Raw genomic sequence first — 16,634 nt, 5'->3', positions numbered from 1 at the left:
GTTCTCCTTTTCAATTTGTAACAGAATTATCTTAAAAAATATAAGATAAAAATGCAAAGATTTGCTACGGCTTGTTTGATGAATAGTTCCTTACTTCTTTTTCCGCTTCTTTTTAAAGACAACACCATTTTCTTTAAGGATTTCCATGCTCACCTTTCCAACTCCTCTAATCGCTGCTACTTCCTCTTCCGTTTTCTTTTTAAAATCTTTAAATTCTATTAAGCCATGTTGACGAAGTATACGCTCCACACTTATTGAAAGACCTTGGAGGGCTTTGCTTGGTTCTATACTTTTCTCCAATTCTCTAATTAGTTTGTGCAATTCTGGATTTTTCTTTTTCGCAACATGTCTTTGTGGACGTTTTGCACGATATTTTTCGATTAACCAAGTAAAATAATATTCTGACTGGGACAGATCAACGACTTGATTAAAAACCATCAAAAGACTTTGCATACTATTGGCTTCAAATAAGATAGGGTTGACTTTAAGCGTTTCGGCAACTAGACGCTCTTCATCACCTTGTTCAATCATTTTTAAATAATTTTCGAACTCTGGATTTTTTGCATAGAGAAGATCAAAATAGAAATCCGCATCCTCAATATGTCCCGTCATTAGAGAGAGCGTCATCATTGGTACTATCATCAAATCTTCTTCGTGATATTCCATTTGCTCACATTCGAAAAAGTTTTTAGCCTTATCAAACTCCTCCAGATTACAATAGGTAGCCATTAATTCGTAACGGACTCCCATGTGATCTTGAACATCTATCTCTAGAATCTCTTCAAATTCCTTAATAGCAAACCGCTTCATACTGTTGCTTAAATAAAATTTAGCAAGATTATACTTCAAAGACAAATAAGGACGCTCGTCAAGATTAGCCCAGCCCATTTTTGGACCTTGATCCCACTTGGACCTTTGCTCTTTTTCTAAAGCAATTAGGCCTTTTAGATGTTCAAGTGGACTTTGAAAAGTTAAGAGCATCTGCTTAGCATCAAGATTTTCAGGATCTAGTTTTAAAGCTTCTGTCAAAAATTCCTGACTTCTCGAAGGATCTTCCTCGTGATAATGATAAGCCTCTTCAATGAGTTTCCAAGCTCTCTCCTGCTTTGAATCAGAGGAAGTGATCTCATCAAAAAGCCCTTGGTTATATTGTCTTGCAAAATCTTCAAGAGCCATGTCCACACTGAGATACTCTGTAATATGTTCTTCTAAGAATGCTTCTGCTTTTTTTGTGAAGTCTTCAAAAGATGATGTCATCAATCTTCTCCAATCTATGTTTATTTCTCTAACTACTATTGTATACGTTTTCATAGAGCGTTACTATATTCTAAGTGAAATCAACAACCTCTTAAATTTTTATTGACAAAAATAGTCGCCAATCACAATACAGATAAGAATCCATAGAGTCTTATTTTGGGACATCTAAACCCAAAGTTGTATACTTATATTAGATAGAGTGCTATTGGACGATTAACGTCAAGGCATAATCTTCAAATTTCATCCAAAGCTACAAAAAATCATTAACGTCTTGGGAGTGGTTTAGTCCCTTTTCTATATCAATAACTTTAACTCACTTTTTCATAATTTTACTTGACCACTCCCATTTTTAAGGGAATTGAAAACTGAGTTATATTTTAAAAGGAAACAGAGGTCTGTTTCCTTTTTTCTTACTTCAAACCATGACAAAAGGAAACCCTTTCGAGTTTCCTTTATCAAATATATCGTTGGAGGCAAAGTCCAATAATACTTTAGTTGAGTGGTTCAATCACGAAGCTCAATTGATAGCTATCTGCTGAGCTAACCAAGAATTCGTCATGAACTGGAGCACCCCATGAGTCGTCACCACCGACACCCATTTGAACAGCAAGAACTTTAATCCATGTAGCATCAGATTGTTGCAATTCATATTGATGACGAGCATTTTCAATTTGTTCAGTACTGTTAAGCAAAGCACTGAATTCGAATGCCTTATTTAGTGCGGTGAATTTAAGACCATTATGGTTATCATCAGATACTGTAAATTCACGAGTACCATAGTGATTACCAGATTCTTGTGGCATTAGATATGGAGCAAATGTCTTTTCAACAGATGTTTCATATCGACCAAGATAGGCACCAGGAAGTTTATCAAGGTAGCTTTCTTCTGCACCGTATCCATAATAGCTTAGGTTTGTAAATTGTGAACCGATAGCAAATTCTAGACCAAATTCAGGGAAGTTTGGCAAACCTGCTTTACCATCATAGCTTGTAGTAACAAAGATTCGACCCTTGTAATCAACTTGATAAGTTACCTTAACTTCGACATCAGAAAAACCAGGCAATTCATGAACATAAGTCACTTTAACAGAGTCATCTTCAATTTGAATTTGAGTATCTGTAACCTTACTATAGTTTCCAGCAACTTTCCAGCCTGCCATTTCAAATGGATATCCAGCACCACGATCGTTGTCGGTGTAAGCACGAGTAAAGTTAAGTTTAGGACCTTTCTCAATGAATTCAACACCGTTATACTTAGCAGATACTAGCGTATTTTGTGCACGTGAAAGCAAGATAGAGAAGTTTTGTCCTTGAATTCCGATGTTGAAGTCGCCTTCAACAACATTCAAAGGTGCTTTAACTGGTGTTTCAGTGCTAATCTTTTCAGCAACATATTGACCACGAACAATTTCATGTCCTTTTGGAGCCCATTCAGTTGCTTCATTCTGAACACAAGCAACTTCATAAATTCGTTCAGCATTTGAAGCTCCAACAGCGAATTCTACTGGGAATGTTGCTTCTTCACCTGGTTTAACATCAAAGTGATATTCACTTTCGCTAACTTTTCTACCATCTTCGTAAACTCTAGCTAGGAAAGTATAAGCAGAAAGATCTTCAAAGACATTATCATTCTTGATAGTTACTGATTTTTCATCAACAGCAATCTTAATATTAGAGTAAAGATGTTTAACTGTTTGAAGTTTTGGAGTTAGGGTACGATCTGCGAAGACAATACCATTTCCACAAAATTCGTAGTCAGAAGGTCTATCATGCCAGTCACCACCATATGATAGGAATTCGCTACCATTTGGAAGTGGTTTGTAAATAGCTTGGTCAATGAAGTCCCAAATAAATCCACCTTGGTATTCTGGATATTTCTCTAAGTCAGTGTAGAGTTTCAATCCACCACCAGAGTTACCCATTGTGTGCATGTATTCACATGAAATATAAGGTTTTTGAGGATTGTTAGTGAGGTATTCTTCAATATCAGCTGGTTTCGCATACATACGACTTTCGATGTCTGTAATGTAATCAAATTCACGACACCATGTAACACCTTCATAGTGAACTGGACGAGTATTGTCAACACTACGGAAGTAATCAGCCATGTCAGCAATATCTTTACCAGCATATGATTCATTACCACAAGACCAAATGATAACACTAGCATGGTTCTTATCACGTTGGAACATGTTATTGGCACGATCCAAACAAGCAGGCAACCATTCTGGTTCACTAGCTGGGATATTCCATGAAGGTTCGCTTAGACCAAGTTTTTGCCATGTACCGTGTGTTTCAAGGTTGGCTTCATCGATAACATAAAGTCCATATTCATCACACAATTCATACCAACGTGTTTGGTTAGGATAGTGAGAAGTACGAACAGCATTGATGTTATGTTGTTTCATCACTTTGATATCCCAAAGCATATCTTCTTCAGTGATACAACGTCCTGTTCTAGCGTTAAATTCGTGTCTGTTAACCCCTTTAAAGACAATTCTCTTACCATTCAAAAGCATGAGTTTATCTTTAATTTCGAAGTGTCTAAATCCAACCTTAACTGGAACGACTTCAACAACTTGGCCATCATCCAAAACATGAAGGGTCAAATTGTAAAGTTTAGGACTTTCAGCACTCCAAGGTTTGATTTGCAAATCTTCAAGACTTACAGATAGTTCACCGTCAGCATTAACAGATGCATCACCTTCTTTAACGATGCCTTCATGATCTGAAAGAACATATTTAATTTTCTTATCTTCGTAATCACCAACAGTCTTCAAATCAATATCCAATTGACCTGCTTTTGTTTGGTAATCATAATCTCCCTTAACAAAGAGATCTTGAACGTGAACTTTTGGAATAGCGTACAAGTAAACATCTCTGAAAATACCGTAAAGTCTCCAGAAGTCTTGGTCTTCCAACCAGCTTGCTGTAGAGTAACGATAAACAGCTACCGCCAACTTGTTATCACCTCCAACAAGGTAATCACTAATTTCAAATTCACTAGGTGTAAATGAATCTTCACTGTATCCTACGAAGTTACCATTGACCCATACAAAGATGGAAGTGGCAACCCCTTGGAATGAGATAAATACTTTTTTGTCTTTTAATGCATCATTCAAGGTAAAATGTTTAACGTATGATGCAACAGCATTTGATTCTTGAGGAACTTGAGGTGGACGAAGGAATTCTTTACCATCCCAAGGATATTGGGTATTCACATATTGTGGAGAACCAAAACCTTGAAGTTCCAAATGACCTGGTACATTGATGAAATTCAAATCAGTTTCATCAAATTCTGTTTTATAAAAGTCTTTTAAAACCTGATTTGTATTCTGAGCATAATGAATTTTCCATTTTCCATTAAGAGATTGTCTTAACTTCATCTCCCCTTCAGAAAATTCTGCAAGAGATTCAAAATACTTATGATCTGAGTGAGCGTCAACAGTATTAACGCTAACAATCTTTGGATCGTTTAAGTAAGTTTGAATTTTTTCAGTCGTGTTCATAGATTATTCTCCTTTTTTGAAGGTAATAACTTCAGACAAAGCTTCTACCTTTTCTCCAACTTCTTGTTCAAGATGGAAAGCACTGAATTTTTCTGAATTGGTTACAGTGACAAGTACTGTGTCATCAAGACCATTTTTCTCAATAATTGGTGACCAGAACTCAAGAAGTTTTTGTCCAACTTCAACACGATCACCTTGTTCTACGTAACTAATGAATCCTTCACCTTTAAGTTTAACTGTTCCGATACCAACGTGGATAAGAACAATGACACCATCTTCACTTTCAATACCAACTGCATGGCGAGTAGGAAGAACTTGACGAATGGTACCACTAATTGGTGCAAAGACAGCTCCATCAGTAGGTTTAATGGCGAAACCTTTACCCATGCTACCTGAAGCAAAGTGTTCATCATTAACACTTGAGAGGTCAACCAAATGGCCAGTTGTAGGGTTTACAAGAGATACGACGTTAGCTTTAACTTCATTTTCAGAAGTTGCTACGCTAAAGCGATGTTCCAATTCTTCAACAATTTCAGCGTGACGTGCTTCAGTCAAAGTGATTTTACGAGCAATAATGAAGGCTCCGATAAGCATTGCTGCTGCTGGAAAACCAAACATGCTAAGCTTAAAGATAGACTGTTGATGTGTTGTAATTGTTGATGCTGAGGCACCTGTTGTCATACCAGCAGCTACGGCAATTGTAGAAACAAGCCAGTTTGACATCGCACCACCAAGTTTATCAACAAGTGGACGAACTGACAAAGTAAGTGATTCATCACGGTGTCCCAATTTCCATTGACCATATTCTACTGAGTCAGAGATAATCATGAGGATAACAAGGAACACAAGAGGTTGTGGAATAAAGAAGAGTTCAGCAGCAGTCAAGATCATTGGAAGTGATGTTCCTGCAATACTAAAGATTCCGATACCACCGAGCATTACTGCAATACATCCATAGAACAAACGTTTACGGTTGAATTTACCAGCTAGGCTAGGGAAGAGTGAAACTGAAACCAAACCAACAACTGTATTCAATCCGTAAAGGATTGAATATTTCCCTGGATCACCAAGGATAAATGTGAAGTAAAAAAGTTGAAGAGCATTAAGTGTATTAATACCAAGACCATAGAACCAATATCCGAGAGACAACCACATCAATTGGTCGTTTTTACCAAGAACTTTAAAGACTTGTTTAAGGCTAGTTTTTTCTTTGTTATCACGAAGTTTTGACTCAACTTCACGTGTACCAATACCAACAGCAATTGATGTAATCACACCAATGAGAGCAACGATAAATGCAAACCAGAACCATCCAGATTTATCTCCAGAACCACTACTGTTCGTCATAGAGAAGAACAAAACGATTGGCATGATGGCAACACCTACAATATTGGCACCAATCGTAGAACCAATACGGGCAAAAGTTGCCATTTTTTCACGTTCATGACTGTCAAGAGACAAGGCAGGAATCATTGACCAGAAACCGATATCTTTAATTGAGTAGAAGACATCCATTACAAGGTAGATAATTCCGAAAAGTACAAGGTACAAGAAAGGATTTGTTTTATTCAAACCACCTAAATCGGTGAAGAGAAGCAACAAGGCGATAGAACTGATGATACCACCACCAACTACCCATGGTTTGAATTTACCATACTTAGTATGAGTGTTATCAATCATGTTACCGATCAATGGATCGATAAATACTTCCAAGATACGCAAAATAGCGATGATGTTAGTAATTAATAGTACGTAGTGACTATTTTGCTTTGGATCACCTGTGTTAAACAAGTGAGTTGTCACAAACATGATAAAGTATGTTGACAACGTTGCATAGAAGACGTCGTTACCAAAAGCACCAGCTGAATAGGATAGACGAGACTTCATTTGACCTTTAGATTTTCCCATTACGAAAACCTCCTGTTAGTTGTTTTTTGAATACGCTTACATTATATAAGTATTAGTTTAAATCGTCAATAGTTTTAGTGGTTTTTTACTAAACTTTTACTAAAATATGGTTATTTTGATGAATTAAAATATTGGAAACCGATTTCATAGCTTACACTATGACCCTCCTCCAAGATGATATCTCCAAAATCTGTATGATTAACGGCATCTGGGAGTGTTTGAGCTTCCATAGCTATAGCTTCTCGTCCTTTTGCAATTGTTCCTCGATCTCTCGCAAAGTAAATATTATCCTCTATAATATCCATAGTATAAATAACTAAACCATTTCTGTTTGAGAAGATTTCGATACCATCTCCACTCTCTTTATCATGGAGAACAGCTACTTCTTTCACATGATCACAAGTTTCCCCTCCAACTACAAAGGCATCATCAAAACCATTATTTGCTTCAATTCGAGGTAGCAAGTCAGTTGTCTTTCTGAAATCATAATTCGTTCCATCTACATTAATTTTTTGTCCTGTTGGAATTAACTCAGAATCCAACTCTAAACGATAGTCTGAATAGATTTGTAACTCATGACTTGATAAATCCTGTTTGTCGCTAAGATTAAAGTAAACATGGTTTGTCGGATTAAAGACTGTTGACTCTGTAACATCGAAGGCTTCAAAGAGTATTGTTAAGCGGTTATTATTGTTAAGTCTATAACTAATAGAGACTGTAACATCACCAGGAAAGCCATCTACACTTGAATAAAGTCTTCTAATAAATTTTGTCTCAACATATTCATCATTCAGGTTTGTGACATAGTTCCAATTTTGAACCTGCATTCCTTTTGGACCGCCATGTAAACAGTTTTCTCCCTCATTCTTAGGAAGGCTATAAAGAACCATATTATGAGTATACGAAGCTTTCCCAATTCTTCCAGCAACCCTACCAATGGACTGGCAGGCACATAAATTATTCTTATAGTAATCCTCGTAATCACTGAAACCAAGTACTATATTTTTAAGAGCACCAGTTTCCGTTGGAACCAAAAACTCCTGAAGTGTGGCACCTGTTGTGAGTGTGGAAATGACAACACCATTATTATTTTCCATTGAAATTTTACTGACATCGCCTGAATCAACTTTTCCAATAATTTCGCAGTTTATTTTCATATTATTTCCTCAAAAAACAAAGAGTACAATAATTATATATACTCTTTGACCCTTTGTTTATTATTTTAATTATCCTCGATCATCGTACCCTTTTGGATGGCTAGAATGCCATGCCCAAGCACTTGCGATGATTTTTTCGATGTTATCAAATTGTGGTTTCCATCCAAGAACTGTACGTGCTTTTTCAGATGAAGCAATCAATGTATCAGGATCACCAGGACGACGATCAGCTTTTTCAGCTGGAATTTCTTTACCAGTTACCTTACGAGCGGCTTCAAGAATTTGAAGGTTTGAGAAACCTGTTGATGAACCTAAGTTAAAGGCTGTAGATTCATTACCTTTACGAAGATATTCAACAGCAAGGAGGTGAGCATCAGCCAAGTCAAATGGGTGAACATAGTCACGAACATTTGTTCCATCAGGAGTGTTGTAGTCATCACCAAAAATCATGATTTTTTCACGAACACCTTGAGCTACTTGGAGAATAATTGGCAAGAGGTGGGTTTCAGGACCGTGATCCTCTCCGATAGAACCATCAGGTTTGGCACCCGCCACATTAAAGTAACGAAGAGGGACATACTTGATGCCGTAAGCTTGGTCTGACCACTTCATAATGGTTTCCATCATAAGCTTGCTCTCACCATATGGGTTGATAGGATTTTGTGGTGTTGTTTCAAGAATTGGAATTTCTTCTGGGATACCGTAAGTTGCTGCTGTTGATGAGAAGACAATGTATTTAACACCGCATTCGTTCATAACTTCAAGCAATTTAACCATTCCAGCTGTATTGTTATCAAAATATTTGAGTGGTTTTTCCATTGATTCACCAACCAATGAATAGGCCGCAAAGTGAATAACGGCATCAACATCAGGATTTTCTTTGAAGACCTTTCTCATAAAATCTTGATCAGAGAGATCGCCTTGGTAGAAAATAGCATCTGGATGTACGGCAGCACGGTGACCGGTTACCAAACTATCTACTACTACTACTTTTTCTTGACCTTTTTCAACTAAGCGATCAACCATGTGAGAACCGATATAACCAGCTCCACCTAATACTAAAATTGCCATTTCTTATCTCCTTTCTTCAGAAAAAACAATTAATCAGCTAAATTTACAAAATCTACAAATGCTTTAAACTGATCTAAGCCTTCACTATTAGTCTTATAAACACCTGCATCTTCTAGTACACGAGCAAAGATATCTGCAACAGATTGTCGAACAACTTCTGTCACTTCCTCAGCCGTAACATTCGGATTTTGAGCTTTGAGTTCATCTGCCCATTCTTGGTGAATTGGAGCAACTTGGTTACCTTGACCTAATAGATAATCTTCAACATCTTTAAGTTCTGTTTTCAAACGAGGAGGAAGAATGGCCAATCCCATAACTTCAATCAAACCAATGTTTTCTTTCTTAATATGTTGAACATCTTTATGTGGGTGGTAGATACCGTCTGGATGTTCTTCAGAAGTTTGATTGTCACGAAGAACCAAATCCAATTCAAATTTGCCGTCTTTTCTACGAGCAATTGGGGTAATGGTGTGGTGAGGGTGTCCATCAGACTGAGCTAAGACTCCAGCTTTTTCGTCTGAATAACCACGCCAGCAATTTAAAATTTTGGTTGCAAGAGCAATAAGTCTTTCCTTATCTTCACTTCTTAAACGAAGAACTGACATAGGCCAATTAACAATACCAGTTTCAACATCAGAGTATCCATCAAAGCTAACTTTTTCTTTAATGCCTGCTACTTCCATTGGGAAAGTGTGGCGACCACCTTGATAGTGTTCGTGTGTAAGAATTGAACCACCTACAATTGGAAGATCGGCATTTGAACCTGCGAAGTAACCAGGAAATGCTTCAACAATTGATAGGAGACGACCAAACGTCAATGGACTGATGTGCATTGGTTCGTGCTTACCATAAAAGAAGATAGAATGTTCATTAAAGTAAGCATATGGTGAATATTGGAAGCCCCAGTCATTTCCTTCCATTTGGAAACGAATAACACGGTGATTACTACGTGCTGGGTGATTGATGCGACCTAGATAACCTTCATTTTCCATACAAAGTTGGCATTTTGGATAATCAGAAGCTACCGCATTTTTAGCTGCAGCGATGGCTTTTGGATCTTTTTCAGGTTTTGAAAGGTTAATCGTAATTTCCAAGTCACCGTATTTAGTAGGTGCTTTATAAGCAATGTTTTGTGCAATAGCTTTAACTTTTACATAATCATTTCGTTTACTTTGTACATAAAAGTCAGCAATTGCTTGCTCTGGGTTTGATTTATAGGTATCCCAGAAGTTACGATTGACAGCACTAGGGCTTGGTGTAATCAAGTCCATGAGTTGAGCACCGATGATATCTTGTTCTTCATTAAGTTCACCTACAGAACCAGCTTTAACACCTGCTTGAAGCAACTGGTCTTTAAGGTCAATCAATTCAGAGCTTTCAGTTTCAACATCAGCAACTCCCTCTCCAACCAAAGCAAAAACTTTGTTTGTCAAATAGATACGGTCTAATTCCTCATAGTCACTGTTTTCAATAACCAAAGTTACAAAAGCGTTTACTAAATTTTCAGCCATAATCTCTACTTCTTTCTCATTAATCAAGTACTCGTGAACCACCAGCTACTTCAGCAATATAGAAGCTTGGTGCATAACCAACGACTTCTTCATAACGTTGACCAACTGCTTTTTTGAAATCTTCAACTTTATCTTTATTTACAAGTGCGATGGCACATCCACCAAATCCCGCTCCTGTCATACGAGCTCCAAGAACACCTTCTTGTTCCCATGCTGTGTGTGCCAAAGTATCAAGTTCAAGACCTGTAACTTCGTAATCATGTTCCAATGATACGTGAGAAGCATTCATAAGACGACCAAAGCCTTCCAAATCTCCTGCTTCAAGAGCTTTACGAGCTTGAAGTGTACGTTGATTTTCAAGAACTGCGTGACGGGCACGTTTGATACGATTTTCATCTTTAATCAAGTAGCTGTATGCATCAAATGTCCAGAGCTCCAATTCACCAAGTGTTTGGATATCAAGTTTTTCTTGAAGTTCAGATACAGCTGTTTCACATTCAGCACGACGTTCATTGTATTTAGAATCTGCCAATTCACGACGTTTGTTAGTGTTCATGATAACTACAACATTGTCTTTAAGGTCAAGCGGCACCAAGTCATACTCTAAAGTATTGGTATCCAAGTAAATCGCACGTTGATCAGCTCCCATACCAATAGCGAATTGGTCCATAATACCAGAGTTTACGCCGATAAAGTCATTTTCCGTTTGCTTACCGATTTTAACCAAGTCAAGGCGTTCCAATTTAAGGTCAAATAGTTTTTCAGCAATAACACCAATCAATAATTCCAAAGATGATGATGATGACAAACCTGATCCATTTGGAATGTTACCATAAACGTAAATATCCATACCTGAATCAATTGTATGCCCAGCTTCTTGCAAGAAATGAAGAACACCTTTTGGATAGTTTGTCCAGTTGTGTTCTTTTTCAAAACGAAGATTTTCAAGTGGTACTTCGATGATGCCCTTATCTTCAAAGTTACCTGAGAAGAAACGCAAAACTTTATCATCACGTTTACGGGCTGCTCCGTAAGTACCTAGGGTAATGGCTGCTGGAAAGACGTGACCACCGTTGTAGTCCGTATGCTCACCAATCAAATTAATACGACCAGGTGAAAAGAAAGTATGATCTGCTTCTACTCCAAAGACTTCTTTAAAAGCTTCTCTTAGTTGTGTTGTTTTCATAGAATTTTCCTCGCTTATTCTTTTTTACACTAACAGTGTAACCCCTTTCACAAGGAAAATCAATATTTTTACTGTTTTTTTAGTAAAAAATAGGTAAAATTTTAGAATTTATGATATACTTTGGATGAAAGGAGAACAATATGGCTACATTAAAAGACATTGCTTCATTAGCAGAGGTCTCAATCGCGACTGTTTCACGTGTTCTCAACCAAGATGAAAGCCTTTCCGTTACTGAAGAAACCAGGCACCGTATTTTAACTGCGGCAGATGAATTGGGATACACTAGACACCAAAAAAGCGGTAATTTTAAGAAAGAGAAACACCAGATTGCCATTATCCAATGGGTCAGTGAAGAAGACGAATTAGATGACATCTACTATTATAATATTCGACTCGGCATTGAAAAAAGGGCTCAGGAACTCGACTACGAGATTCTACGTTATTTCAATGACATTCCTTTTAGTCTCGCTGAAGAAGTCATAGGTATACTTTGTATCGGAAAGTTTAGTCGTGAACAGATTACTGAATTGGAATCATTGGGTAAATCACTGGTCTTTGTAGATAGTGATACCCTACTTCAGGGACATCCTTGTGTGACAACTGACTTTGAAAATGCTGTTCAGACTGCCCTCCAATATTTAAAAAAACAAGGGTGTCAATCAATCGGACTTTTAACAGGTGAGGAGAAGACAACCGACTTGCAAGAAATTATTCCTGATTCACGTCGGCGTGCCTATCGCAATTTTTGTATTGAAGAGGGAATTTACGACGCTAATCTCATTTTGACAGGAAACTTTAGTGCGCTATCTGGTTATGAACTTATCAAAGCTAAACTGGAGACAGAGGAGAAACTTCCAGATGCCTTTTTTGCCGCAAGTGATAGCTTAGCTATTGGAGCACTCAAAGCTTTTCAAGAAGCTGGCCTCATTGTTCCAGATCAGATTCAAATCATTTCTTTTAACGATACAATCATGGCAAAACAGGTATTTCCTCCCCTATCTTGTGTCACTGTCTACACTGAAGAAATGGGGCGAACTGCCATGGACGTCCTCAATAAGCAAGTCTTGTCCCCACGAGAAATTCCAACTCTTACCATGTTGGGTACGAAGTTAACCTTAAGGGGTAGTACGAAGGAAAAGACAATCCAACTGCCAACTAACCCATGATTACTCAATAGACTAAAAAGTGGTCGTCAACTGTAGGTTGACAACCACTTTTTATTTCATCTTCACACAAATGGCATCCCAGGCTTGGAGTTTGCCTTGGTCTGTAATTGGCTCTAATTCGGTATTTGCAATGACAACTTCTGCTCTTTCGAAATCATAACAGAAGTCTTGTTCTTGGTCTGATAAATTGACTACAACCAGATAGCTACTATCTTTAGTCTTACGAATATAAGCAAATACTTTTGAAGCTGTCTCCAAGAGTTCAAAGTCAGCATCTACCAACCAATCTTGAGTTTTACGAAGCGCAACGAGCTTCTGATAGGTATAGAAAATCGATTCTGGATTGGCAAGGGCTGATTCAACATTTATGTCCTTATAGTTTGGATTAACAGGTAACCAAGTCTTATCCGATATGCTAAATCCAGCATTTTTAGAAGTATCCCATTGCATTGGTGTTCGAGCATTGTCACGACCCACCTGACGGATTTGGTCCATGATAACTTCTATCGATGCCCCTTTTTCGAGAGCTTCTTTGGCATAGTTGAGAGATTCAATGTCATTCAATTCTTCCAAAGTTCTAAATGGATAATTGGTCATGCCGATTTCTTCGCCCTGATAAATGTAAGGTGTTCCCCTCATCAGATGAAGGAGGATAGCCAAGGCCTTAGCTGACTTCTCACGATAGACACCAGTATCTCCCCACATTGAGAGAATACGAGGCAGATCATGATTATTCCAAAAAAGTGAGTTCCACCCTTGTCCCAACTCTAACTCGGTTTGCCATTTATTAAAAATAGCCTTAAGCGCTGTAACATCCAACTCCTTCTCATACTCCCATTTAGGACTATCTGGCTTATGCTGAAGTCCAATATGTTCAAACTGGAAAACCATGGAAAGTTCTTGATTATCTGGATTTGAATACTGTTTAGCAATTTCAGGTGTTGCTCCCCAGGTTTCACCAACGGTTAGAAGGTCGTGCTTTCCAAAGCTTGCCTGGTTCATCTCCTTGATGTAATCGTGAAGTTTTGGACCGTTTGTATCAATCAGTTGATCTGGGATCTTACCAATCATATCAATCACATCCATACGGAAACCACCGATTCCCTTATCAATCCAGAAATTCATCATGTCATAAACTTTCTGGCGCAACTGTGGATTTTCCCAGTTGAGATCTGGCTGTTTCTTACTAAAGAAATGCAGATAATATTGGCCTGAGGCCTCATCATATTCCCAAGCAGATCCACTAAAGATAGACACTAACTCATTAGGTTTGTCTCGCCAGATGTAGAAATCTCGTTCAAGACTTTCTGGATTTTCACGCGCTTCAATAAACCAAGCATGCTCATCAGAAGTATGGTTCACCACCAGATCCATGATAATTTGAATATCACGCTTTTTGGCCTCCACCAAAAGCTCATCCATATCGTTCATATCCCCAAAAATGTCCGCAATAGCCTCATAGTTAGCGATATCATAACCATTGTCGTCCATTGGGCTATCATAAACAGGAGAAAGCCAAAGAGCTGTAATTCCTAGCTTTTGAAGATAGTCTAACTTACTTGTAATCCCCTTGAGGTCACCGATGCCATCACCGTTGGAATCCATGAATGACTTGGGGTAAATTTGATAAATCGTAGCCTTGTGCCACCAGTATTTTTGCATAATTCTACTCCTCGTAGTTATTATTATCGTGAGTCTGATAGTTCTATTTTACGTTTTTCTAGAAGTTATGCAAGCGTTTTCTTTTGTTGTTTAAAACATTTCAATAACCTATACTCCAGACTCCTTAAACTTTTGGTAATATTGAAAAATAATAGAGTTGAAATGTAAGGTTAGCCTTTGCTTATTTTAACAATACAAAAAAAAAACGATGGTTAATACCTTAACCATCGCTTTTTACTTTTTGGGCAAGACCATAACAAAGCGCCTCCCCGTAGAACTTTCTTCAAATCTATAGCTAAGTTCCTCATGCTCTAAAAGGTATTTGACCACAAAAAGGCCTAATCCTCCTTCTTTCTTAGACTGAGCTTTAGTTGAAATATTTTCTTTAAATACACTCGTATTTTCAATGACAAAATCAGTTCCTTCATTTTCTAAACCTATTCGAATCACTCCACCCTTATCAGAATGCTTGACTGCATTACTGATGATATTTGAGAGAACCAATTTCAAAATAGGTAAATTCATGAAAATACTAGTTGCCGGAAGATAATTGTCAATTGATAGGGAGCGATTCTCAACCAACACTTGATTTTGAGTGAGTATGCGATTTACCACATCATCTAACTGAATCCACTCCTTATCAACACCTAATTCTTGAACAGAAGATAAAGACAGGATCTCTAGGACGATCTGGTTCATCTCATCGACGATGTCAAGAGAAACTAATAGGTAGCGATCCCGATCCTTGTAGCGACCAATTTTACTTCGCATATTTTCTAGGATAATCTTCAAGCTAGCCAGAGGCGTCTTGAGCTCATGCGAAGCCCCACGTAGGAATTCCACCTTCATCTGCTCCAACTTCAGATTTTCCTGTTTCTGCTGCTCTAGATTGTCGATCACCTCTAGGAGATGATGATAGAGGTCGTTGATCTGTTGCTTAAGGACACCGATCTCATCCTGCGAGTGAATAGGAAGACTGGCTGTCCGATCCAGCCGCTTCATCCGCTTGGTCATCTGCTTGATCTCAAGGATCGGAGCAGAAATCATGCGGGCATAGAGATAGGAGGCAATCAGCGATAGAACAAAGGAAGCAAGGAGACTATAGGGAAAAAAGCCCAGACTGATGTCCCGCGCTTCCTTTTGGGAATCGACGGTCGCTAAGAATTGCAAGGTCAAGTCCTTCCCTTCCTTAGTCTGAATCTTTCGCTCTTCAATAACCAGCGAATTATTCTGGCTATCAGGGTTCACGAGCAGGTCATCCTTGACCTCTAGGGCATTTTGTTTTTCCTTGCCCTTGATAGATATCTTGATATCATTAGTCTTGGAATAAAGGTCGATGACCGACTCAATGGTCCCTTCTTCCTGACCCTGGAAACTCTTGGCCAGTGCTTGCGATTTCTTCAAAATCGTCTGGCGCTGGGACTCGATATAGGTCGATGGAAAAATAAAGTAAACCGAAGCATGGAGAAGGATAACTAAGCTACTAAAAAGGGCAAAGGTGATCAGAAAGATTTTTGCAAAGATACTCCGTTTGGTCATGGTCTCTCCAATTTATAGCCGACATTGCGTACCGTAACGATACAGTCCAGCTCCAGTTTTTTTCGTAGTTCCTTGATATAGACATCGATCACCCGGTCGAAAGGAATCTCCTCCGTCTCCTTCCAGACGGCATCGAGGATCTGAGAGCGGGTCCGGGCCTTGCCCTCATGCTGGAGCAAGTATTCCAAGATTTCCAACTCCTTGGCATTCATGGAAATGGCTTGGCCTGCTAGGCTGGCTGTGTAGCTCTCAAAATCTACCCGTGCCTCTCCATAGGTGAAGACCCGGGAAGGCTGGAGCTTTTTAAAAATAGCTTCGATACGGACCTTCAAGAGGGACAAGGAGAAGGGTTTTTCCAGGTAGCCATCTGCCAACTCTCCAAAGGCTGTCAACTTATAGTCCTCGTCATGGAAGGCCGTCAGCATCAGGACAGGGACTGAGCTAGTCTTTCGGATGGTCTTGAGTACTTCCAAGCCATTGAGGATAGGGAGCTGGATATCCAGCAAGACCAGATCTGGCGCCTCTCTGTGAAAGAGGTCCAGGGCCTCCTGTCCATCGCCTGCTTCAAAGACCTCATAGTCACATTCCATGAGATAGTCGCTCATCCCTTCTCGAATCAGGACTTCATCTTCTACGATTAGTATCTTCATACACTTTCCTTTTTATCT

11 protein-coding genes are annotated in these 16,634 nt (G+C 38.6%); 1 reads left to right on the top strand and 10 read right to left on the bottom strand.

The window, feature by feature from the left end; all coding sequences use genetic code 11:
* Positions 1–90: 90 nt before the first annotated feature.
* From HMPREF2877_RS04195 to HMPREF2877_RS04165, 7 genes are all read right to left on the bottom strand, one after another.
* Positions 91–1,257 (bottom strand): hypothetical protein, encoded by a 1,167-nt coding sequence (locus HMPREF2877_RS04195; RefSeq protein WP_229039770.1) that lies wholly within the window; start codon positions 1,255–1,257, stop codon positions 91–93.
* A gap of 491 nt (positions 1,258–1,748) precedes the next feature.
* Positions 1,749–4,766, bottom strand: a complete 3,018-nt coding sequence (locus HMPREF2877_RS04190) for a beta-galactosidase, LacZ type (RefSeq protein ID WP_045772300.1) — start codon at positions 4,764–4,766, stop codon at positions 1,749–1,751.
* Between the two features lie 3 nt (positions 4,767–4,769).
* Positions 4,770–6,674, bottom strand: coding sequence for a sugar MFS transporter (locus HMPREF2877_RS04185; RefSeq protein WP_014632923.1), 1,905 nt, complete (start codon positions 6,672–6,674; stop codon positions 4,770–4,772).
* 110 nt (positions 6,675–6,784) lie between these two features.
* A complete protein-coding gene (locus HMPREF2877_RS04180) occupies positions 6,785–7,831 on the bottom strand; it encodes an aldose epimerase family protein (RefSeq protein ID WP_014634731.1) in 1,047 nt (348 codons plus the stop codon).
* Between the two features lie 69 nt (positions 7,832–7,900).
* Positions 7,901–8,902, bottom strand: coding sequence for a UDP-glucose 4-epimerase GalE (gene galE, locus HMPREF2877_RS04175; RefSeq protein WP_014632921.1), 1,002 nt, complete (start codon positions 8,900–8,902; stop codon positions 7,901–7,903).
* A 29-nt stretch (positions 8,903–8,931) separates the two neighbouring features.
* Positions 8,932–10,413 (bottom strand): UDP-glucose--hexose-1-phosphate uridylyltransferase, encoded by a 1,482-nt coding sequence (gene galT, locus HMPREF2877_RS04170; RefSeq protein WP_045772299.1) that lies wholly within the window; start codon positions 10,411–10,413, stop codon positions 8,932–8,934.
* A gap of 19 nt (positions 10,414–10,432) precedes the next feature.
* Positions 10,433–11,599 carry a galactokinase gene (locus HMPREF2877_RS04165; protein WP_045772298.1) on the bottom strand — a complete coding sequence of 389 codons (1,167 nt, stop codon included), beginning with the start codon at positions 11,597–11,599 and terminating at the stop codon, positions 10,433–10,435.
* 140 nt (positions 11,600–11,739) lie between these two features.
* On the opposite strand from HMPREF2877_RS04165, the gene HMPREF2877_RS04160 reads away from it, so the two are divergent.
* Complete coding sequence (locus tag HMPREF2877_RS04160) at positions 11,740–12,765, top strand: LacI family DNA-binding transcriptional regulator (RefSeq protein WP_045772297.1); 1,026 nt, start codon at positions 11,740–11,742, stop codon at positions 12,763–12,765.
* A 51-nt stretch (positions 12,766–12,816) separates the two neighbouring features.
* Here HMPREF2877_RS04160 and dexB read toward each other — a convergent pair whose 3' ends face one another.
* The 3 genes from dexB to HMPREF2877_RS04145 all read right to left on the bottom strand — a co-directional run bounded on the left by dexB (position 12,817) and on the right by HMPREF2877_RS04145 (position 16,616).
* The gene (gene dexB, locus HMPREF2877_RS04155; protein ID WP_045772296.1) at positions 12,817–14,427 is read right to left on the bottom strand and encodes a glucan 1,6-alpha-glucosidase DexB; all 1,611 of its coding nucleotides are present in this window, start codon (positions 14,425–14,427) and stop codon (positions 12,817–12,819) included.
* A 234-nt stretch (positions 14,428–14,661) separates the two neighbouring features.
* Positions 14,662–15,966 (bottom strand): sensor histidine kinase, encoded by a 1,305-nt coding sequence (locus tag HMPREF2877_RS04150; RefSeq protein WP_045772295.1) that lies wholly within the window; start codon positions 15,964–15,966, stop codon positions 14,662–14,664.
* A complete protein-coding gene (locus HMPREF2877_RS04145) occupies positions 15,963–16,616 on the bottom strand; it encodes a response regulator transcription factor (RefSeq protein ID WP_045772294.1) in 654 nt (217 codons plus the stop codon). The genes HMPREF2877_RS04150 and HMPREF2877_RS04145 overlap by 4 nt, the downstream gene beginning before the upstream one ends.
* Positions 16,617–16,634 lie beyond the last annotated feature (18 nt).

It is taken from the genome of Streptococcus sp. HMSC072D03 (genome assembly GCF_001812855.1).
Taxonomy (GTDB): Bacteria; Bacillota; Bacilli; order Lactobacillales; family Streptococcaceae; genus Streptococcus; species Streptococcus salivarius_D.
Note: the sequence above shows the minus strand (reverse complement) of the source record. Positions and strands in the feature narration are given on the sequence as shown.

Bases quoted from the DNA above. Each gene is read 5' to 3' on its own strand.
- HMPREF2877_RS04160 (WP_045772297.1), top strand. From the start codon at position 11,740: ATGGCTACATTAAAAGACATTGCTTCATTAGCAGAGGTCTCAATCGCG.
- galT (WP_045772299.1), bottom strand. From the start codon at position 10,413: ATGGCTGAAAATTTAGTAAACGCTTTTGTAACTTTGGTTATTGAAAAC.
- dexB (WP_045772296.1), bottom strand. From the start codon at position 14,427: ATGCAAAAATACTGGTGGCACAAGGCTACGATTTATCAAATTTACCCC.
- HMPREF2877_RS04195 (WP_229039770.1), bottom strand. From the start codon at position 1,257: ATGACATCATCTTTTGAAGACTTCACAAAAAAAGCAGAAGCATTCTTA.
- HMPREF2877_RS04165 (WP_045772298.1), bottom strand. From the start codon at position 11,599: ATGAAAACAACACAACTAAGAGAAGCTTTTAAAGAAGTCTTTGGAGTA.
- HMPREF2877_RS04145 (WP_045772294.1), bottom strand. From the start codon at position 16,616: ATGAAGATACTAATCGTAGAAGATGAAGTCCTGATTCGAGAAGGGATG.
- HMPREF2877_RS04190 (WP_045772300.1), bottom strand. From the start codon at position 4,766: ATGAACACGACTGAAAAAATTCAAACTTACTTAAACGATCCAAAGATT.
- HMPREF2877_RS04150 (WP_045772295.1), bottom strand. From the start codon at position 15,966: ATGACCAAACGGAGTATCTTTGCAAAAATCTTTCTGATCACCTTTGCC.
- HMPREF2877_RS04180 (WP_014634731.1), bottom strand. From the start codon at position 7,831: ATGAAAATAAACTGCGAAATTATTGGAAAAGTTGATTCAGGCGATGTC.
- galE (WP_014632921.1), bottom strand. From the start codon at position 8,902: ATGGCAATTTTAGTATTAGGTGGAGCTGGTTATATCGGTTCTCACATG.
- HMPREF2877_RS04185 (WP_014632923.1), bottom strand. From the start codon at position 6,674: ATGGGAAAATCTAAAGGTCAAATGAAGTCTCGTCTATCCTATTCAGCT.